Annotated in this window: 16 protein-coding genes and 1 pseudogene; 1 reads left to right on the forward strand and 16 read right to left on the reverse strand. The window is 70.0% G+C overall.

The annotated features are described in order from the left end of the window. Positions 1 to 96: 96 nt before the first annotated feature. The 7 genes from whiA to uvrA all read right to left on the reverse strand — a co-directional run bounded on the left by whiA (position 97) and on the right by uvrA (position 9327). Positions 97 to 1077 carry a DNA-binding protein WhiA gene (whiA, locus tag ABZ260_RS23210; RefSeq protein WP_030905033.1) on the reverse strand — a complete coding sequence of 327 codons (981 nt, stop codon included), beginning with the start codon at positions 1075 to 1077 and terminating at the stop codon, positions 97 to 99. Positions 1078 to 1170: 93 nt separating this feature from the next. Continuing rightward, positions 1171 to 2106 (reverse strand): uridine diphosphate-N-acetylglucosamine-binding protein YvcK, encoded by a 936-nt coding sequence (yvcK, locus tag ABZ260_RS23215; protein WP_355621183.1) that lies wholly within the window; start codon positions 2104 to 2106, stop codon positions 1171 to 1173. After that, positions 2103 to 2975: an RNase adapter RapZ gene (rapZ, locus tag ABZ260_RS23220; RefSeq protein WP_350918764.1), complete on the reverse strand. Its 873-nt coding sequence runs from the start codon at positions 2973 to 2975 to the stop codon at positions 2103 to 2105. Before rapZ ends, yvcK begins: the two co-directional genes overlap by 4 nt. Next, positions 2972 to 4918, reverse strand: a complete 1947-nt coding sequence (uvrC, locus tag ABZ260_RS23225; protein WP_355621211.1) for an excinuclease ABC subunit UvrC — start codon at positions 4916 to 4918, stop codon at positions 2972 to 2974. Before uvrC ends, rapZ begins: the two co-directional genes overlap by 4 nt. A 376-nt stretch (positions 4919 to 5294) precedes the next feature. Then, positions 5295 to 5747, reverse strand: a complete 453-nt coding sequence (locus tag ABZ260_RS23230) for a Rieske (2Fe-2S) protein (protein ID WP_355621186.1) — start codon at positions 5745 to 5747, stop codon at positions 5295 to 5297. Positions 5748 to 5972: 225 nt separating this feature from the next. After that, the gene (locus ABZ260_RS23235) at positions 5973 to 6398 is read right to left on the reverse strand and encodes a Rieske (2Fe-2S) protein (RefSeq protein ID WP_355621189.1); all 426 of its coding nucleotides are present in this window, start codon (positions 6396 to 6398) and stop codon (positions 5973 to 5975) included. 88 nt (positions 6399 to 6486) lie between these two features. Next, positions 6487 to 9327: an excinuclease ABC subunit UvrA gene (uvrA, locus tag ABZ260_RS23240; RefSeq protein WP_350918755.1), complete on the reverse strand. Its 2841-nt coding sequence runs from the start codon at positions 9325 to 9327 to the stop codon at positions 6487 to 6489. 270 nt (positions 9328 to 9597) lie between these two features. Between uvrA and ABZ260_RS23245 the strand changes: the two genes are divergently transcribed. Then, on the forward strand, positions 9598 to 10239 hold the full coding sequence (locus ABZ260_RS23245; protein WP_355621192.1) for an MBL fold metallo-hydrolase: 642 nt from the start codon (positions 9598 to 9600) through the stop codon (positions 10237 to 10239). Positions 10240 to 10326: 87 nt separating this feature from the next. Here ABZ260_RS23245 and pssA read toward each other — a convergent pair whose 3' ends face one another. The 9 genes and pseudogenes from pssA to ABZ260_RS23290 form a co-directional block, all read right to left on the reverse strand. Continuing rightward, the gene (gene pssA, locus ABZ260_RS23250) at positions 10327 to 11160 is read right to left on the reverse strand and encodes a CDP-diacylglycerol--serine O-phosphatidyltransferase (RefSeq protein WP_350918749.1); all 834 of its coding nucleotides are present in this window, start codon (positions 11158 to 11160) and stop codon (positions 10327 to 10329) included. Continuing rightward, on the reverse strand, positions 11147 to 11794 hold the full coding sequence (locus ABZ260_RS23255; RefSeq protein ID WP_350918746.1) for a phosphatidylserine decarboxylase: 648 nt from the start codon (positions 11792 to 11794) through the stop codon (positions 11147 to 11149). Before ABZ260_RS23255 ends, pssA begins: the two co-directional genes overlap by 14 nt. Positions 11795 to 11922: 128 nt before the next feature. After that, entirely contained in the window at positions 11923 to 12912 is a 990-nt protein-coding gene (locus ABZ260_RS23260; RefSeq protein ID WP_355621195.1) for a TerC family protein, read from the reverse strand. A gap of 312 nt (positions 12913 to 13224) precedes the next feature. Next, complete coding sequence (locus ABZ260_RS23265) at positions 13225 to 14343, reverse strand: glycosyltransferase family 4 protein (RefSeq protein WP_355621198.1); 1119 nt, start codon at positions 14341 to 14343, stop codon at positions 13225 to 13227. After that, positions 14333 to 15982 (reverse strand): lipid II flippase MurJ, encoded by a 1650-nt coding sequence (locus tag ABZ260_RS23270; RefSeq protein ID WP_355621201.1) that lies wholly within the window; start codon positions 15980 to 15982, stop codon positions 14333 to 14335. Before ABZ260_RS23270 ends, ABZ260_RS23265 begins: the two co-directional genes overlap by 11 nt. Continuing rightward, positions 15979 to 16845 (reverse strand): hypothetical protein, encoded by an 867-nt coding sequence (locus ABZ260_RS23275; RefSeq protein WP_355621203.1) that lies wholly within the window; start codon positions 16843 to 16845, stop codon positions 15979 to 15981. Before ABZ260_RS23275 ends, ABZ260_RS23270 begins: the two co-directional genes overlap by 4 nt. A gap of 4 nt (positions 16846 to 16849) precedes the next feature. Next, complete coding sequence (locus ABZ260_RS23280; RefSeq protein ID WP_355621205.1) at positions 16850 to 17824, reverse strand: copper transporter; 975 nt, start codon at positions 17822 to 17824, stop codon at positions 16850 to 16852. Beyond that, positions 17821 to 19032 carry a putative cytokinetic ring protein SteA gene (gene steA / locus ABZ260_RS23285; protein ID WP_355621208.1) on the reverse strand — a complete coding sequence of 404 codons (1212 nt, stop codon included), beginning with the start codon at positions 19030 to 19032 and terminating at the stop codon, positions 17821 to 17823. Before steA ends, ABZ260_RS23280 begins: the two co-directional genes overlap by 4 nt. 159 nt (positions 19033 to 19191) lie before the next feature. Further along, a pseudogene (locus ABZ260_RS23290) lies at positions 19192 to 19826 on the reverse strand (DNA repair protein RecN); the annotation flags it as partial.

Genomic DNA, 19826 nt, shown 5'->3' on the forward strand with positions numbered 1-19826 from the left:
GGACGGGGATCCGACCCACGAGATCGGCCTGGCCGCGCCGTACTCGATGTTCCGGCTGATGCTGATGCGCGCCGCCCTTTCTGATCGGGGAGCGCGTCAGGGGGCCAGCATGTCGACGGTGAGATTGGCCTCGGTGTTGGGGATGCCGATGTCCTGAGCGCGCTTGTCGGCCATGGCCAGCAGGCGGCGGATGCGACCGGCGATGGCGTCCTTGGTCAGGGGCGGGTCGGCAAGCTGGCCGAGCTCCTCCAGGGACGCCTGCTTGTGCTCCACCCGCAGGCGGCCGGCGATCACCAGGTGCTCCGGGGCCTCCTCCCCGAGGATCTCCAGTGCCCGCTGGACCCTGGCTCCGGCGGCGACCGCGGCGCGGGCCGAGCGGCGCAGGTTGGCGTCGTCGAAGTTGGCCAGCCGGTTGGCCGTCGCCCGGACCTCGCGGCGCATCCGCCGCTCCTCCCAGGCCAGCACGCTGTCGTGGGCGCCCAGCCTGGTCAGCAGCGCGCCGATGGCGTCGCCGTCCCGGACCACCACCCGGTCGACGCCGCGCACCTCGCGGGCCTTGGCATGGATCTTCAGCCGCCGCGCCGACCCGACCAGCGCGAGCGCCGCCTCGGGCCCCGGGCAGGTGACCTCCAGCGACATCGATCGCCCGGGCTCGGTGAGCGAGCCGTGCGCCAGGAAGGCCCCCCGCCAGGCCGCCTCGGCATCGCAGGCCGCCCCGGCGACGACCTGGCGGGGCAGGCCACGGACCGGGCGCCCATGGTTGTCGATCAGGCCGGTCTGGCGGGCCAGCGCCTCCCCGTCGCGGTAGACCCGCACGAGGTAGCGCGATCCCTTGCGCAACCCTGCCGGGGCCAGCACGAGCACCTCCGCCTTGTGCCCGAAAACTTCACCGATGTCTTTGATGAGCCGCCGGGCGGTGACGTTGGTGTCCAGCTCGGCCTCGATCACGATCCGGCCGCTCACCAGGTGCAACCCGCTCGCGAACCGCAGCAGCGTCGACACCTCGGCCTTACGACAGCAAGGCTTCAGGACCGTCAGCCTGCTCAGCTCGTCCTTGACCACACCTGTCATCGCCATGCGCGTTCGTCCTCCCCCATACAGACCCCATGCGGCTCGAGATGAATCGGGCTCACAGCAGTTTCTCGCACTCCTGGGCACCGCTGACCAGGATCAACGCTTCGCACGGAAAATCTCGTCCAGGACGGAGGCAAGACGTTGTGCATCGTGTCGCGGCGAGCCGTCCTCGTCCGCCACGGAGGCCAGGACCAGCCTCCCGCCGAGACCGGCCGCGGCCTTCTCCAGCTCCTCACCGTCGTCGGCCACGCCGGTGTCCGCGACGACCACGTCCACCTCCAGGGCGGGCGCGTGCTGGCGCAGCACCTCCAGGTGTTTCTGGGGGGAGAAACCGTCGGTCTCCCCCGCCTGGGGAGCGAGGTTCAGCGCGACCAGGCGCCGCGCGCGGGTGGTGTGCAACGCCTCGGCCAGCTCGGGCACCTTCAGGTGGGGCAGCACGCTGGTGAACCACGAGCCGGGGCCGAACACCACCCAGTCGGCGTCGAGGACCGCCTCGACGGCCTCGGGGCACGCCGGCGGGTTCTCGGGGACCAGCGAGATGGCCCGGACCCGGCCCGGGGTGAGCGCGCAGGCCACCTGGCCGCGCACCGTGCTCACCAGGCCGTCCAGCTCCACCTCGGCGGCGATGTCGAGTGGCACCGAGGACATCGGCAGCACCCGCCCGTGCGCGCCGAGCAGCCGCCCGAGCCAGTCGAGTCCGGCGACCGTGTCGCCCAGGCGCTCCCAGAGCGCCACGATCAGCAGGTTGCCGATCGCGTGGCCGTTCAGGTCACCATCGCTGCGGAAGCGATGCTGGACGACCTCGCTCCAGGTGTGGCCCCACTCGTCGTCACCGCACAGGGCGGCCAGCGCCATCCTCAGGTCTCCCGGGGGCAGCACGCCGAACTCGCGGCGGAGACGGCCGCTGGAGCCTCCGTCGTCGGCCACGGTGACCACCGCCGTCAGCCGGGAGGTGACCCTCCGCAGTGCCGACAGCGAGGCGTACAGCCCGTGTCCTCCACCCAGCGCGACGACCTTGAGACCTTCATTCACTCCCGGCCCACATCCCGATGGCTTACCTGCACCTCCATGCCACCCCGATCCCGCAGCCGGCCGCCGATCTGCTCGGCCATGGCGACGCTGCGGTGCTTGCCCCCGGTGCAGCCGACGGCGAGCGTGGCGTAGCTCTTGCCCTCGCGGGTGTAGCCGGAGGCGATGATGGCGAACACCTCGTCGTAGGCGTCCAGAAGTTCCTTCGCACCCGCCTGGTTGAGAACGTACTCCCGTACGGGCGCGTCCAGACCGTTCATGGGGCGAAGTTCGGGAACCCAGTGGGGATTGGGCAGGAACCGGCAGTCGACGACCATGTCCGCGTCGACCGGCAGGCCGTACTTGTAGCCGAAGGAGACGACGTTGACCCGCAGGCCCGGACGGTCCTCGCCACCGAAGAAGGCGACGATCTTCCCCCTGAGCTCGTGGACGTTGAGGTTGGAGGTGTCGATCACCAGGTCGGCGTTGGCCCGGACCTCACGCAGGATGCCGCGCTCGCGGGCGATCCCGTCGACCAGCCGGCCGTCGCTCTGCAGCGGGTGCGGGCGGCGGACGTTCTCGAACCTGCGGACCAGCTCCTCGTCACTGGCCTCAAGGAACACCACCCGCACGCCGACGCCGCGCCCCTCCAGCTCCTCGATGGCACTGTTGAGGTCGCTGGTGAAGGCCAGGCTGCGCACGTCGACCACCGCGGCCACCTTGTCGGCGGCCAGCTTGACCCGCCCCGCCTCCTCGGCCATGGCGAACAGCAGCCCCGGCGGCAGGTTGTCGATGACGAACCACCCCAGATCCTCCAGAGCCTTGGCGGCGGTGCTCCGCCCCGCCCCCGACATTCCGGTGACGAGGACGAACGCGGACTCTCTTTCGCTCATGGGTTCTGCCCCTTCAAGACCGACACGATCGTCTCGGCCGTCGAGGGGCCGATCCCGGGAACCTCGCAGATCTGCGCCGCGGTCGCCTCCCGCAGCCGTTTCACCGATCCGAAATGCTTGATCAACGCCTGCCTGCGGGCCGGGCCGAGTCCGGGAACCTCGTCCAGAGCGCTTTCCTTGACGCTCTTCGACCGCTTGGATCGATGGTAGGTGATGGCGAAGCGGTGAGCCTCGTCGCGCACCCGCTGAAGAAGGTAAAGGGCCTCGCTGGAGCGGGCGAGGATCACCGGCAGGTCCTCACCGGGCAGCCAGACCTCCTCCAGCCGTTTGGCCAGGCCGCACACCGCCACGTCGTCGACGCCCAGTTCGTCGAGCGCCCTGCGGGCCGCCGCGGCCTGCGCGGGACCGCCGTCGACGACGACCAGGTTGGGCGGGTAGGCGAACTTGCGCGGCTTGCCGGTCTCCGGGTCGATGCCCGGCGTCCGCAACCCCTCGCCCGGCCCCTCGCTGGGCTCTGCCATGGCGTCGGCGTCGAGATCCCCGGTGGCCGAGCGCTCCTCCAGGTAGCGCTTGAAGCGTCGGGAGATCACCTCGTAGATGGAGGCGACGTCGCCCTCGGTGGAGCGCACCGAGAACCTGCGGTACTCGCTCTTGCGGGCCAGGCCGTCCTCGAACACCACCATGGAGGCCACCACGTCGGTGCCCTGCATGTGGGAGACGTCGTAGCACTCGATGCGGAGCGGCACCTGGTCCAGGCCGAGGGCGTCGGCGACCTCCTGCAGCGCCCTGCTCCGCGCGGTCAGGTCGCTGGCCCGCCTGAGCTTGTGCTGTTTCAGGGACTCCACGGCGTTGCGCTCGACGGTCTCCATCAGCGACCTCTTGTCGCCCCGCTGCGGAACCCTGATCTCCACCCTGGCCCCGCGGTGCTCGCCGAGCAGCTCGGAAACCGCCTCCGTATCGGGCGGCAGGACGGGGACCAGCACCTCCCTGGGCAGCGCCTCGGCGGCCGCGTCACCGTACATCTGCAGGAGGAACTGCTCGACCAGCTCGCCGGGCGTGGCCTCCTCGACCTTGTCCACCACCCAGCCGCGCTGGCCCCTGATGCGCCCGTCACGGACGTAGAAGACCTGGACGGCGGCCTCCAGCGGATCCTCCGCAAGGGCGATCACGTCGCAGTCGGTGTTGTCGCTGAGGACCACCGCCTGCTTCTCCATCGCCCGCTGCAGGGCTCCGATGTCGTCGCGCAGCCTGGCCGCCCGCTCGTACTCCTGCTCGGCGGCGGCCTCGCGCATCTCGCGCTCCAGCCGCTTGACGAACCGGCCGGTGTTGCCGGCCATGAACTCGCAGAAGTCGTCGGCCAGCTTCCGGTGCTCCTCGGCGGTGACCCGGCCGACGCAGGGGGCGGAGCACTTGTCGATGTAACCCAGCAGGCAGGGGCGCCCGACCTGTGCGGCCCGCCGGAACACCCCCGTCGAGCAGCTCCTGATCGGGAACACCCGGAGCAGCAGGTCGACGGTCTCCCTGATCGCCCAGGCGTGGGAGTAGGGGCCGAAGTAGCGGATGCCCTTGCGCTTGGCCCCGCGCAGCACCTGGACCCGGGGAAACTCCTCCCCCATGGTCACCGCGAGGTAGGGATAGGACTTGTCGTCGCGGTATTTGACGTTGAACCGCGGGTCGTACTCCTTGATCCAGGAGTATTCGAGCTGAAGCGCCTCGACCTCGGTGCCGACGACGGTCCAGTCGACGTCCACGGCGGTCGTGAGCATGGTCTGGGTGCGCGGATGCAGGCTCGCGAAGTCGGCGAAGTAGGAGTTGAGCCGCTGGCGCAGGCTCTTGGCCTTGCCGACGTAGACGACCCGGCCTCCGGCGTCCTTGAACCGGTAGACGCCGGGGGACTCGGGGATCGACCCCGGCTTCGGCCGGAAACTCGCCGGACCACCCACAGATCTCGCCACACAGAAAGCCTATCGGCCCGGACCGACAGGTTTCCTTACGCTTTTCCCGGCACGGTTCCGCCGGCGGACTCACGCCGTCGCAGACGGATCACCACCTGACGTCCTCCAGGCTCAAAAGACCCTGGCGGCCCATCACCGCCGGCCGGTGTCCGATGTCGTCATCCGACGCGGGACACAGAGGTCGCGAAGCTCGAAAGCCGGGGATTCCCGCGCCCGGCCCGCCGGTCGGGCCCGCCGTGTGCGCGGGCCGGGCAGCCCCGATCCCTCCCCCACGCACACGGCACGTCCTACCCCGCCCGAAGAACCTGTGACGCGCGGCCTCTCCGCCGGGGCGAACCTTCCGGCGGTGGAGTCATGACCGGATTCAGGCGAGGCTGATGGAGTCGCCGTCCACCTTGATCGCCTTCTCCTCCAGCGGCTTCGAGGCCGGGCCGTCCGCCACGGAACCATCAGCGATCTTGAACTTGCTGCCGTGACACGCGCAGTCGATGGTGCCGTCCGCGACCTTGTCCACGTCGCACCCCTGGTGGGTGCAGACGGAGCTGAACGCCTTGAACTGGCCCGCGGCCGGCTGGGTGATCACGATCTTCTGGTCCTTGAAGACCTTGCCACCCCCCTCGGGGATGTCCGCGGTCTTGGCCAGGGCGTTCGCCCCGGAGTCGCCCGCGCCGGCCTCCGGCGCCTGCGAGGACGCGGTCGACGAGGCGTCACCGCCGCTCGCCGCGGGCTCTTCCGAGCTCCCGCACGCGGTCAGCACCGCGGCCACCCCGGCCCCTCCGGCGCCCAATATCACCGTACGACGTGTCGTCTCAGTCATGTATCTCCTCCAGGATCATCATCTTCAGGTACGGCTGGCACCCCGATGACGGTTCAGCATGCCGTACGCCGTGTCAGGAGACTGTGAAGAATTACCTCCTTGGCCCTCTTTCTGGATCATCCGGAGAATCCCCCTGGAAACCCTCATCGCGGACTTCGGCCCCGGCGAACCGAACCCGACGAGCTCGACAAATCCGCCCCCTGGAGGAGAAGGCGGCGCGAACCGTCAGACCACGATGATCCCGTCACCCTCGACCTTCAGCCCGTACTGGACCAGCGGCGCCTCCGCCGGGCCCTTGAGGCATTTGCCGGAGTCGGCGGCGAACTCGCTGCCGTGGCAGGGGCAGCGGATGACGCCGTCCCCGACCCTCCCGACCGCGCACCCCCGGTGCGGGCAGCTCGCCGTGAACGCCCTGAACACCCCAGAGGTCGGCTGGGTGATCACGATCTTCCACTTGGTGATCACCTTGCCGCCGCCCACCGGGATGTCGGCGGTCCTCGCGATGACCTTCCCCTTGATCCCCGGCGGCACGATGGCGGCGGCGGGCTCCCCGCTGCCGCACCCGGCCAGCGCCGCCCCGCACGCCACGGCCCCCGCGGCGGCGATCACCTGCCTGCGCGCAGGCATGGCGGAGGTTTCCTGCATGCTCATTGCGGCCCTTCTCGCAACGTCATCCCCGTCAGAACCGGGCTCCCGCGTCAAGGGTATTGACGGGGGAGCCCGGCCCTGAATCCGGCCTTCAGGTGCCGAGGATCTTGCGCAGGAAGCGGCCGGTGTGGCTCTCGTCGACCAGGGCGACGTCCTCGGGCGTGCCGACGGCGAGCACGCTGCCTCCCCTGGAGCCGCCCTCGGGGCCCATGTCGATCAGCCAGTCGGCGGTCTTGATCACGTCGAGGTTGTGCTCGATGACGATGACCGTGTTTCCGCCGTCGACGAGCTTGCCCAGCACACCCAGCAGCCTGCGGATGTCCTCGAAGTGCAGGCCGGTGGTGGGCTCGTCGAGCACGTAGATCGTCCGGCCGGTGGAGCGGCGCTGCAGTTCGGAGGCGAGCTTGACGCGCTGGGCCTCACCGCCGGACAGGGTCGTGGCAGGCTGGCCGAGCCTGACGTACCCCAGGCCGACGTCGTAAAGCGTCTGCAGGTAGCGCTTGATGGACGGGATGGAGTCGAAGAAGCCCAGGGCCTCCTCGATCGGCATGTCGAGCACCTCGGAGATCGTCTTGCCTTTGTAATGGACCTCCAGGGTCTCCCGGTTGTAGCGCGCCCCGTGGCAGACCTCACAGGGCACGTAGACGTCCGGCAGGAAGTTCATCTCGATCTTGAGGGTGCCGTCTCCCGAGCACGCCTCGCACCGGCCGCCCTTGACGTTGAAGCTGAAGCGCCCCTTCTGGTAGCCGCGGACCTTGGCCTCCGTGGTCTGCGCGAACAGGTCACGGACCTTGTCGAAGACGCCGGTGTAGGTCGCCGGGTTGGAACGGGGCGTGCGGCCGATCGGCGACTGGTCCACATGCACGACCTTGTCGACCAGGTCCATCCCGTTGACCCGCGCGTGCCGGCCGGGGACGGTGCGCGCGCCGTTCAGCTCCTTGGCCAGCGCGTTGTAGAGGATGTCGTTGACCAGGGTGGATTTGCCGGACCCCGAGACCCCGGTGACCGCGGTCAGCAGCCCGAGGGGGAACTCCACGTCGACGCCCTTGAGGTTGTGCTCGCGGGCGCCCTTCACGGTGAGCTGCCGCTTCCTGTCACGCTTGCGGCGTACGGGAGGGATGGCGATGGTCTTGCGGCCGGACAGGTAGGCGCCGGTCATCGACTCCTCCGAGGCCAGCAGGTCGGCCACGGTGCCGGAGACGACGACCTGGCCGCCGTGCTCGCCCGCCCCCGGGCCGATGTCGACCACCCAGTCGGCGGCGGCGATGGTGTCCTCGTCGTGCTCGACCACGATGAGCGTGTTGCCCATGTCGCGCAGCCTGATCAGGGTCTCCAGCAGCCGCTGGTTGTCGCGCTGGTGCAGGCCGATGGAGGGCTCGTCCAGCACGTACAGCACACCGACCAGGCCGGAGCCGATCTGGGTGGCGAGCCGGATGCGCTGTGCCTCACCACCCGCGAGGGTGCCTGAGGCCCGGTCCATGGTCAGGTAGTCGAGGCCCACGTCGAGCAGGAAACCCATCCGGGCGTTGATCTCCTTGACCACCCGCTCGGCGATGTGCATGTCACGGTCCGACAGCGTCAGCCCCGCCAGGAACGTCGCGCAGTCGCCGATCGACATCGCCGAGACCTCGGCGATCGAGCGGCCGTCGACCGTGACGGCCAGCGAGACCGGCTTGAGCCTGGCCCCCTCGCAGGCCGGGCACGGGATCTCCCGCATGTAGCCTTCGTACTTCTCGCGCATGCCGTCGCTGTCGGACTCACCGTGGCGACGCTGCACCCAGGGGATGGCCCCCTCGAAGGTGGTGTAGTAGGAGCGCTCTCGGCCGTAGCGGTTGCTGTAGCGGACGTGGACCTGCTCGTCGTGACCGTAGAGCAGGGCCTTCTGCGCCTTCTTCGGCAGCCGCTCCCACGGGGTGTCGAGGCTGAACCCCATGTTCAGGCCGAGCGCCTCGACGAGGCGGACGAAGTAGTCGCTGGTGTGCCCCCCGGCCCACGGGGAGATCGCGCCCTCGCCCAGCGGCTTCTCCGGGTCGGGCACGATCAGGTCGGGGTCGACCTCCATGCGGACGCCCAGGCCCGTGCACTCGGGACAGGCGCCGAAGGGCGAGTTGAACGAGAACGAGCGGGGCTCCAGCTCCTCGAACGACAGGTCGTCGTAGGGGCAGTAGAGGTGCTCCGAGTAGAAGCGCTCACGGTTCGGGTCGTCCTCGGGCAGGTCGACGAACTCCAGGGTGATCGTCCCGCCCGACAGCTGCAGGGCGGTCTCCACCGAGCCGGTCAGGCGGCTGCTCGCGCCCTCCTTCACCGCCAGGCGGTCGACGATCACCTCGATGTCGTGCTTCTCCTGCTTCTTCAGCGTCGGCGGCTCATCCAGCCGGACCACCGTGCCGTCGACGCGGGCACGGGCGAAGCCCTTGGCCTGCAACTGGCTGAAAAGCTCGGCGTACTCGCCCTTGCGGCCGCGGACCACCGGGGCGAGCACCTGGAAGCGGGTGCCCTCGGGGAGCTCCATCACCCGGTCGACGATCTGCTCGGGACTCTGCCTGGCGATCGCCCGCCCGCACTGGGGGCAGTGCGGCTTGCCGATGCGCGCCCAGAGCAGGCGCAGGTAGTCGTAGACCTCGGTGATCGTGCCGACCGTGGAGCGCGGGTTACGGCTCGTCGACTTCTGGTCGATCGACACCGCGGGTGAGAGACCCTCGATGAAGTCGACGTCGGGCTTGTCCATCTGCCCGAGGAACTGCCGCGCGTAGGCCGACAGTGACTCGACATAGCGGCGCTGGCCTTCGGCGAAGATCGTGTCGAAGGCCAGACTGGACTTTCCCGAGCCGGACAGCCCGGTGAAGACGATCAGAGAATCTCGCGGGAGGTCCAGCGAGACGTCCTTGAGGTTGTGTTCACGTGCACCACGCACGATGAGGCGGTCAGCCACGGTAGTCCCGACGTCGATTTAGAGGGTTGGAAGCGGTCGCGGGAAGACTAGCGAGAGGGACCGACAATTTTCCGGGCCGGCGTCCGGAGCTCAGGGGTTCCCCGCCCTCTCCAGACTACGGTCTTCTCTTGGATGTGGCAGGTCGTCCCCGGTTTCAACAGTGGGAACACCCCCCTTATGCCCCGCACCACCCGCCGGGCGGCAATGATGAGGGTGGGGGCGGGCACCACCCGCGTCCCGCCCTGCCGTGACACCATCCAAGGAGAACCCGTGACGTACACCGGTGATGTGCAGGTCGGCGGCCCCGCAGACCTGCGTGAGCTGCCCGGCCTGACGATCGCCAAGCTGGCCGTCGGCCCGTTCGACAACAACGCCTACCTGCTCCGCTGCACCCGGACCGGTGACGGCGCGCTCATCGACGCGGCCGCCGAGCCCGACCGGCTGCTGGAGCTCATCGGTGACCGGCCGATCAGCAAGATCATCACCACCCACCAGCACGGCGACCACTGGCAGGCCCTGGAGGAGGTCGCCCGGGCGACCGGCGCCTCGGTGATCGCCCACCCGCTCGACGCGCCGGGGCTGCCGGTGCCGGTGGACCTGAAGGTGGGGCACGGCGAGGAGATCACCGTCGGCGAGGTCGGCCTGGAGGTGATCCACCTGCGCGGGCACACCCCGGGTTCGATCGCCCTGTACCACCCCGGCCACCTGTTCACCGGCGACTCGCTCTTCCCCGGCGGCGTCGGCAACACCAACAAGGATCCCGAGCGGTTCGCCCAGCTCTTCGCCGACGTGTCAGAGCGGATCTTCGACCGGCTGCCGGACGACACCTGGGTCTATCCGGGCCACGGCAAGGACACCACGCTCGGCGCCGAGCGCCCCAGCCTGCCCGAGTGGCGCGAGCGGGGCTGGTGACGCTCGCGGCGCGGAGGTCTCACCGCCCGCGCCGCCGGGGATCCTCCGCCCGCGGGGACCGCCGGTCCCGGCGGGCGGTTCCGGCGGTCAGCCGACTTCGGCGGACGCCCTGCGCTGCTCCTTGCGCTTCTCCCGCTTGAACATCAGGACACGCAGCGGGATGGCCGCCACGATCGTCATCTGCATGACGGCCCCGACCTTGATCAGCGTGTCGCCACCGGCCAGGCCCGCGACCCAGATGGTCAGGCAGGCAACATTGATCATCATCCAGGCGAGCACCCCGGCGGCCACGTTGCCCTTGGGCTTGGGGTACTCGATCCGGCTCACCATGAGATACGCCACACCGAAGATGGGCAGGATCGTCCAGGTCGACGGGGGGAACAGCAGTACGACCGAGACCACGGTCATGGCGCCCATCGGGATGGGCAGGCCCATGAAGTCGCCGCTCTTGGTCTTCACACAGGCGAAACGCGCCAGCCGGATGACCCCGGCCAGCAGCACGGACGCCGCCGCGGTCATCACCAGCAGGAACGGGATCTGTTGATTGAACCCCGCCCAGATGACCACCATGAAGGCGGGGGCGAAGCCGAAGCTGATCACGTCGGCGAGGTTGTCCAGCTCGGCGCCCATGGCCGAGGCGCGGAACTTCCTGGCCACCAGCCCGTCGAACAGGTCACAGGTGGCACCGATCAGCAGGAGCACCACGGCGGTGCCGAAGAACCGGGGGTCGGCCGCGAAGGGCTTGCCCTCCTGCAGCGCGTTGATGGCCGACCAGGAGAGCACGCAGACCGCCAGGAAGCCACAGAGGGCGTTGCCAAGCGAGAGGGAGTCGGCGGCCGACAGGCGGAACGCCTTGCCCACGGGCCCTCGCGGCTCGTCGTCCGTCTCGTCCATCGGCCAGCTCGCGTCAGCCGTGGTCAAGACCGGTCACCCCCGCGACGGTCCGCTGGCCCACCGAGACAGCCGGGGCGATCCCCTCGGGGAGGTAGACGTCGACCCGCGAGCCAAGCCTGATCAGGCCGATCCGCTCGGCTCTGGCGACCTTCGCCCCCTCGGCCACGTAGGGCACGATGCGGCGAGCGACCGCGCCGGCGATCTGGACGAACTCGATGTCGCCGAGCGCGGTGTCCAGGTGCCAGACGACCCGCTCGTTGGTGTCACTGTCCTTGTTGAACGCGGGCAGGTACCCCCCGGAGACGTGCTCCACCGAGGTGACCGTGCCGGCCAGTGGCGCCCGGTTGACATGCACGTCGAGTGGGCTCATGAAGATCGCCACCCTGGTCCGGCCGTCCGGCCATGGATCGATGCTCTGCACCACACCGTCCGCGGGCGACAGGATCCGCCCGGTGCCCGGAGTCCGATCCGGATCGCGGAAGAACCAGAGCATCCCACCGGTGAGCGCGGTCAGCGGAACCGCCGCCAGCGCCCAGCGCCGGTCGCGGCGGCTGAGCAGGGCGGTCACGGTGGCGGCGGCCACGGTCGGGAGCAACCACGGGGAGACGCCACGTGCCAGGCCCAGCGGACCTGGCCGGTGGCTTACTGAATCGTGGGACACAGGGAACCTTTTGTGATGTCTTGCGGCATTAGACCGGTATGTCTACCCGCTCTGGGGCAGGATGTTACCCATCTCTTAGCCCTTATAAGGCGCAATGAGACAAGCAAAGCGCCTCACCCGCCGATTCGCTAGCCCTGCTCGACACTCGCCGGGGTGGTGTTTTCCTTGCCTGCACGAGCATCACGCCGGACCTTCGCCAGGCTGATCGCGGTGGTGACGACCATCGTGACGACGATAACCGACAGTGACACCCAGATCGGCACTTCGGGAGCCCAAGAGACGCCACTGGAGTGCAGCGCCTCAAGGATCAGCTTAACCCCGATGAAACCGAGGATGAACGCGAGACCGAAGCTGAGGTAGACCAGCCGCTGGAGCAGACCTCCCAGCAGGAAGTAGAGCTGGCGCAGACCCATCAGCGCGAACGCGTTCGCGGTGAAGACGATGAAGGCGTCGGTGGTCAGGCCGAAAATCGCCGGAATCGAGTCGAGCGCGAACAGCAGGTCGGTGGTGCCGATGGCGATCATGACGATCAGCAGCGGGGTGACCATGCGCCTGCCGTTGACCTTGACGACGACCTTCGAACCCACGTAGTCGTCGGTGTGCGGCAGCACCCGCCGGGCCCAGCGCAGGACGGCGTTCTCCGGCAGGTCCTCCTCCTGGCCGAACTGGCGGACGAGCTGGACCGCGGTGTAGATCAGGAACAGGCCGAAGACGTAGAACAGCCAGCCGAAGTTGGACAGGGCGGCGGCGCCGAGGGCGATGAAGACGCTGCGCATGACCAGCGCCATCAGGATGCCGATCAGCAGCACCTTGTGCTGGTAGATCTTCGGCACCGCGAAGCGGGTCATGATGATGTAGAAGACGAAAAGGTTGTCGACGCTCAGGCTGTACTCGGTGATGTAGCCGGCGAAGAACTGTCCCGCGGAGGTGGGGCCCGCGAAGATCCACAATACGATACCGAAAATCACCGCGAGGGTGACGTAGAAGCCGACCCAGAACCCGGCCTGCTTGAGGGAGAACTCCCGCGGCTCGCCCCGGTCGACGATCCACAGATCGAAGGCGAGGACGATGAGCAAACCGCCAATAACGGCCAACCATGCCCAGACAGGAACAATCACAACTGATAAACCTCCGGCGGCGCGCACGACAGACTGCCGGAGGTCTCTCCCGCCCGCATGAGGCATCGACTGAGATATGTCGAAGCGCGGACCGACAGCCCCGGGGGCCTCGTGGAGCGAGACAACACCGTGATGACGAGACTGCCGCGAAGGGATACTCCCCCCCTAAACACGCCAGTATAGGTCTCCGGCATGGTGGCGCCTAATCCAACATCACGACCTCTCCGCCTGTTCCATCGGGCTTCCGGCCTCGCCCGCCGCCAGGCCCCAAACCCCCTTCGGAAATCTGGCGCGGACCGCGAACGGGTCCTTTCAGGCCCTTGGGGAAAGCCCGGCGTAGACCGCGAGCACCGCCTCCAGCGCCTCCGGTTCACCCGGCATCCCACGGCCTCGCCTGGCGGCGGCAGCGGCCAGCTCCTCCGCGAGACCGTCGTCGGCGAGCACCCCCGCGACCGCGTCGCGCATCGCCGCGACGTCCCCGTACGGCACCAGCAGCCCCGCCTCACCCACCATCGCCGGAATGCCCCCCACCGCGGTGGCGATGACCGCCGTACCCGCCCGCAGGGCCTCCTGCACGGTGAGCGGCTGCCCCTCCCAGCGGCTCGGCACCAGCAGTGCCCTGGCCACCCCGAGCAGGTCCCCCACGTCGGTACGGGCACCGAGCAGCCGTACCGGCAGGTTCTCCCGGTCGATCCGCTCCTGCAACTCCGCTCGCAGCGGCCCCTCCCCCGCCACCAGGAACACCGGCCCCGACGCGTGCTCCACGTCCCGGCGAACCTCCGGCAGGGCCTTCGCCACATCGAGCAGGGTCTCCAGGCCCTTCTGCTGGGCGAGCCTGGCGACCGTCAGGAAGATCACCCGCTCTCCCGTACCGAGCTCCCGCCGGATGTCCCCGGCCGCGCGCCCGGAAGGAGGCAACGCGGGTGCCGGGACCACGGCGGCCTCGACACCCCTGGCCCCCAGGTGGGCCATCCGCTCCCCCAGATCGGGGGAGACGACCAGGATCCGGTCGGCGCGGCGGGCCACGATCCGCTCCAGGAGGCCGTAGACCGCACCGACCACGCCGCCCGCGGTCGCGGCGTTGTGCAGGGTCACCACCAGGCCGGTTCCGGTTCCGGCCAGCGCGATCGCCGCCAGCGCCCCGGCTCTCAGCCCGTGGGCGTGCACGGCATGCGCCCCGCGCAGCGTCCTCAGCGCCATGACCGCCCGTAGATCGTCGAGTGGGCGGGGCCGGTCGGAGATCGGCACCGGCACGAAGCGCGCGCCGAGTGCGGCGAACCCGAAGGCCCGCTCCGTGCTCGGGGGGCCCGCCACGACCACCCGGTGGCCGCCGCGCACCAGCCCTCCGGCCAGCATGGCGACGTGCCTGCCGACCCCTCCCTCGCTCGTTCCCAGCACGAACGCCACGCGCGTCCCCTGATCAACCGTCAAAACCGCTCCCCTCCTTCACCGGTCCCCCGCGCAGTCGTGCCAGCAGCGCCCGGGCGTCTCGCCTGTCGACCATCATCGCCACGGCCGCGAACGCGGCCACCCCGGCCGTCGCGGCGGCCAGTCCGACCGCCACGGACTCCCACCTGGACACCGCTCCGAAGGCGTCGACCAGGGTCAGCCCCGCCCCCCAGGCCGCGACACCGCCGACCAGGGCGGCCAGGAAGGTGCGCGGCGTTCCCTCCAGCGCGGCCGCCCCCCTGGCCCGGAGCACCGCGAGGACCAGCAGCAGCCCGCCGACGGTCATGCCGATCGTGCTACCCAGTGCCAGTTGCCCGACCACGTCCGCCGGACCCGCTGCGGCGTGGGCGAGCACGACCTGGGCCGCCAGCGCGACGGCCCACCCGGCCACCGAGGCGACCGCCGCCGACCGCCCCAGACCGCAGGCGTACAGGATGCGGGCCAGGTGCAGCATGAGCGCGTACCCGGCCAGGCCGGGCGCGAACAGCGCGACGGCCCTGGCCATCTCGGCGGGCTCCCCGCCCGGGGTTTCCTCCAGGAAGACCCGCGACACCGGCAGCGCGACCGCCGCCATCACTCCGGCCGCGAGCCCCGTCACCAGCAGCACGATCCGCGTGGTGGAGGAGGTCAAAGCGTTGAACCCGGGCAGGTCCCCCTCTTCGGCGCGGGTGGACAGCACCGGGAAGGAGCTGGTGGCGATCGGCATCACGAGCACCGCGTACGGCAGCTGGTACAGCGCCCAGGCGTAGGTGTAGACACCGATCGCGCCCTTGCCGCCCAGGTCGTTGGCCAGAAGGATGACGACGAGCAGCGCGACCTGCTGCGCGATCAGCACGGCGATACCGGCCGTGGCGAGCCGGCGCGCCCGGGCCGCGACCCCGGGCGGAAACGACAGCGAGGGCCGCAGCCGGAGCTTGAGCCTGGCCACCGGGACGACCACGGTGAGCACCATCGCGGCGGCGGCGACGGTCGCGCCGAGGGAGAGCGAGAGCTGCCCCGCGGCGGTCAGGTCCGCCAGGTCTCCGGCGGCCGTCCCGTTGAGCGCCTCGAACAGCAGCATGGAGCCGACGATGAGGAGGCTGGAGACCAGCGGCGCCAGGGCCGGGCCCATGAACCGCCGGTGTGCCTGGAGCACGCCGTACAGGACGACGGCCAGTCCGAAGAAGATCATCCGGGGGGCGAAGACGACGAGCATGCCGGTGCCGACCTCGACGACCTCCGCCAGGTCGCAGCCGCCCGGACCGCCCACCAGCAGCGTGACGATCGGCCCGGCGAACGCCACGATGAGCAGTGCCAGCGGCACCATGACGAGCATCACCCAGGTGAGCAGCGCCGAGGTGATCTGGCCGGCCTCCGCCCTGGCCTCGGGGTCGTCGTCGGCCCTGGAGGCCGCCGAGGCCAGCACCGGCACCACCATCCCGGCCAGCGCACCGCCCGCCACCAGCTCGAAGACGATGTTGGGCACGTAGTTGGCGGTGTTGTAGGCGGTGCTCAGGCAGAGGTTGCCGACGGTCTGCGACTGGACGAGATAGCGGCCGAACCCGACGAGCCGGGCCAGGACGGTCACGATCCCGATGAGAAGTGCCGCTCCCGCGATCCCCTGGGCGATCCTGCTGCTCATCGGGTGGCGGGTGCCTGCTCCACGGGACGACGGCCCAGCATGTCGAAGCGGTGCAGGACGGGGTTGCCCGCGATCACCTTGGTGAAACTGACCTTCTCCGAGGCGGCGGTCAGCGCGACCACTGTACCGAGCACGGCCAGGCGTCCCGGACGGCCCAGGGTGACGGCGGCGGCCAGGCCGACAAGCGCGCCCAGCGCGTTGGCCCCCGCGTCGCCGAGCATGGCCCGCTCGCCGAGGTCCTCGGGCAGCAGCGCGGCGGCGGCGCCCATAGGAAGCGCGGCCAGGGTGGCCGGGACCGGGTCGTCCCTGAGCAGAGCCGCGGCGAGCAGGGGGGCGCCGGCGAGCAGGCCCACCTTGACGGCACGCCCGGGACGCAGGTCGAAGAGGTTGGCCAGGTTGGCGCTCCCGGCGATCAACGCGCCGTTGACGGCGACGTCGAGGGGCGCGCGGGAGGTGGCGGCCGCGGCGGCCAGGCCGGTCGCGCCGATACCGAGGATCTTCACGGCCCCGCTGGTGACCTCCCCCTTGGCCAGGGCGCTCAGATGCCCCTTGAATCCCTTGGAGGAGGTCGCGCCGTACAGGTCGTCGTAGGCACCGAGGCCGCCGGCCCCCACCGCGGCCAGCAGCGCCGCCACCCGGGTCCTGCCGGTCAGGCCGGGGATCACGGCCGCCGCGGCACCGGCGCCGGCGACGAACGCCGGGCCCTCGAGCAGGGTGATCGGTTCGCCCCTGTGGTTCGTGCGCGCCCAGGTCTCCACATCGCCGACCGGAGGCCTGCGGGTGAAGGCCGCGTACGCGGCACGCGCGGCGACCGCGCCGAGGAGCGCACCGGTGAGGGCACCGAGAAAAGCACGACGAGCCATCGGGTCATCCTCCGGAGGTGGCCGTGACGGCCGTGGGGGTGGGCGTCGCGCTGGGCTTGATACCAGAGACGCCGGAGCCTATGCCGTACTGGCCGGCGAGCCCGGCCAGTTGCTCTCGGAGAGCGTAGACCACCACGACCCGCCCCGCGGGCATATCCGCGGTGTCGACACTGGAGACCTTCTCCGTGAAGGAGGTCTCCTCACGGAGCGCGGCGATGATCCCACCGGCCGCGGCGGAGGTCTGCGTACCGGCCAGTACCGTGCCCTGGCCCACCTCGTCGAGGCCCAGCGCCAGTGCCACGAGCGCGCTCGCCCGCCCGGCGGCGGTCTCTCCGGTGTACGCCTCCGCGGGGGCGATCATCAGGGCCAGTTCCGCGCGCTTGGCGGGGTCGTCGGTGATGGTGAGCAGACCGGCGCGCTGGAAGGCGTCGAGGATGCCCACGCCGGCCGGGTGCTCCTTGCCCGCCTGGACGGGGTCGCTGGTCACGATCGCGTCGGCGAGCACCTGGGCCGCCTTGTCGTATGCCGTGCCCTCGACGGGGAAGACGGTCTCGGCGGCCTTGGCCCCGACGGCCAGCTTGTCGACGAAACCCGTCTGGGTGGGATCGATGTACCTCTCGGTGAGGGTGATCCGGCCGGTCACGATCGCCCCGGCCTCCTCGATCACCTGCTGCGCCGACTCACGCACGCTCACCGTGGCGCCCGGTGCCTCGACGACCACGACACGCTTGCCCACGAGCGCGTCCTGGACCAGCCGGGGGGTGTCGGCGGCCACGAAGGCGTCGTTGCCCGCCTCCCGCCTCTGCAGTGCCTCCACCTGGGTGCGGAGCTCGTTGTTGCCCTCGCGGAGCTGGTTGGCCAGGCCCTCGCTCGCCTTGATGACGGGGTCTTCGAGGAGGGTGGTGCCCAGCACGATGCCCACCGACAGCGCGAGGAAGATCGCGACGATGGAGACGAGGTGATAGCGGAAATCGATCACGAGAAGAGTCCGACCAGCCAGAAGATGAAGCTGCTCCAGACGTCGCGGACGCTGTCCAGCCAGATCTTGCCCACCGGAGAGACGACGATCGCCACTCCCATGGTGATCAGCGTGGTGGCGACGAGCAGGAGCAGGGACGGGGTGGAGATCCGGCTGCGGTAGAGCCGGCTGACGCCCTTTGCGTCGACGAGCTTGCTGCCCACCCGCAGGCGGGTGAGGAAGGTGCTGGCCATGCCGGAACGCCCCTTGTCGAGGAACTCCACCAGCGTCGCGTGGGTGCCGACGGCGACGATGAGGTCGGCGCCCTTGTCGTCGGCGAGCAGCATGGCGATGTCCTCGCTGGTGCCGATCGCCGGGAAGATCACCGCGCTGCGACCGAGCTGCTGGACCCGTTCCAGCCCCGGAGCCCTGCCGTCGCGGTAGGCGTGCACGACCAGCTCGGCACCGGTGGTGAGCGCCTTGGTGGAGACCGAGTCGAAGTCGCCGACGATGATGTCCGGCAGGTAACCGGCCTCCAGCAGCGCGTCGGCCCCGCCGTCCACCCCGATCATGACCGGGCGGTATTCACGGATGTAGGGGCGGAGGGCGGCGATGTCCTCCTTGTAGTGGTAGCCGCGCACCACGATGAGGACGTGCCTGCCCTCCATGACGGTCCGGATGTCGGGAACGCCGATCCCGTCGATGAGCAGGTCACGCTCGCGGCGGACGTACTCCATGGTGTTGGCCGCGAACGCCTCGATCTGCACGGTCAGCCCGGCCCGCGCCTCGGTCATCGCGGCCTCGACGGACTCGGGGGTCTGCACGTCGCCCTTGCCGACCGTCTCCTCATCGAGGTAGACGACGCCCTCGTGCAGCCGGACCAGGTCTCCGTCCTTGATCCGCTCGAACAGCTCGGAGGTGGCGTTGTCCACGAACGGCACTCCGGCGTCAACGATGATCTGCGGGCCCAGGTTGGGGTAACGGCCGCTGATGCCCGCGGCGACGTTGACGACGCCTGCCGCACCGCACGCGACAAGCGCCTCCGCGCTAACCCGGTCAACGTCAACGTGATCGATAATCGCGATTTCCCCGGCCCTGAGGCGCTTGGTCAGCCTCTTGGTCCGCCGATCGATTCTCGCCACTGCCGTCACCCCGGGAAGGTCCGTGACCTTCCTGCGGCGGAGGTACCCGGTGAGCCTGTCTTGAAGCCCGTCAATCGGCACCTTCATCACGACCATCCTGCCAGAGTGAACGACCAGGAGAGCCAAACAGTCGGCAGCGTGTCAGATACGTCACCCGTGACCCCCGCCACCTGCTCCCCCGGAACATACGGATTACTCTTTCAAACCGCTACTTACTCCCTCGTCTCTCCTTCCGGAGGCGTCCGGTCACGCCTTGTCCGCGGCCGCGATCGACAGGAGCTCCTCCGCGTGCGCGCGGCCCAGCTCGGAGTTCTCGAGCCCGGCGAGCATGCGGGACAGTTCCCGCGCCCTGCCGTCCTTGTCGAGGGCGATCACGCCGCTCCGCACCACGCTCCCGTCATCGGCCTTCTCCACGACGAGATGCTGGTCGGCGAAGGCCGCGACCTGCGGAAGGTGGGTGACGACGATCACCTGGGAGGTCCTGGCCAGCCGCGCCAGCCTGCGGCCGATCTCCACCGCGGCCTTGCCGCCCACGCCCGCGTCGACCTCGTCGAAGACGAACGTCGGGACCGGGTCGGCCCCGGCGAACACCACCTCGATGGCGAGCATCACCCGGCTCAGCTCGCCGCCCGAGGCGCCCTTGTTCAGCGGCAGGGGCGGCGAGGCGGGGTGCGGCGACAGCCGCAGCTCGACCTCGTCGACACCGTGCGGGCCGAACTCGGGGGCGGCGACGATGGTGACCACCACCCTGGCGTGCGGCATGGCCAGCGCGGTGAGCTCCTCGGTCACGGCCTGCCCGAAGCGCTCCGCGGCCACCGACCTGACCCGGGTCCTGGGCGCGGGCCCCGCCGGGAGGGGCCCGGGGGGGGGCGCGTGGTCGC

The sequence above is a fragment of the Streptosporangium sp. NPDC006013 genome, assembly GCF_040614275.1.
Lineage (GTDB): Bacteria > Actinomycetota > Actinomycetes > Streptosporangiales > Streptosporangiaceae > Streptosporangium.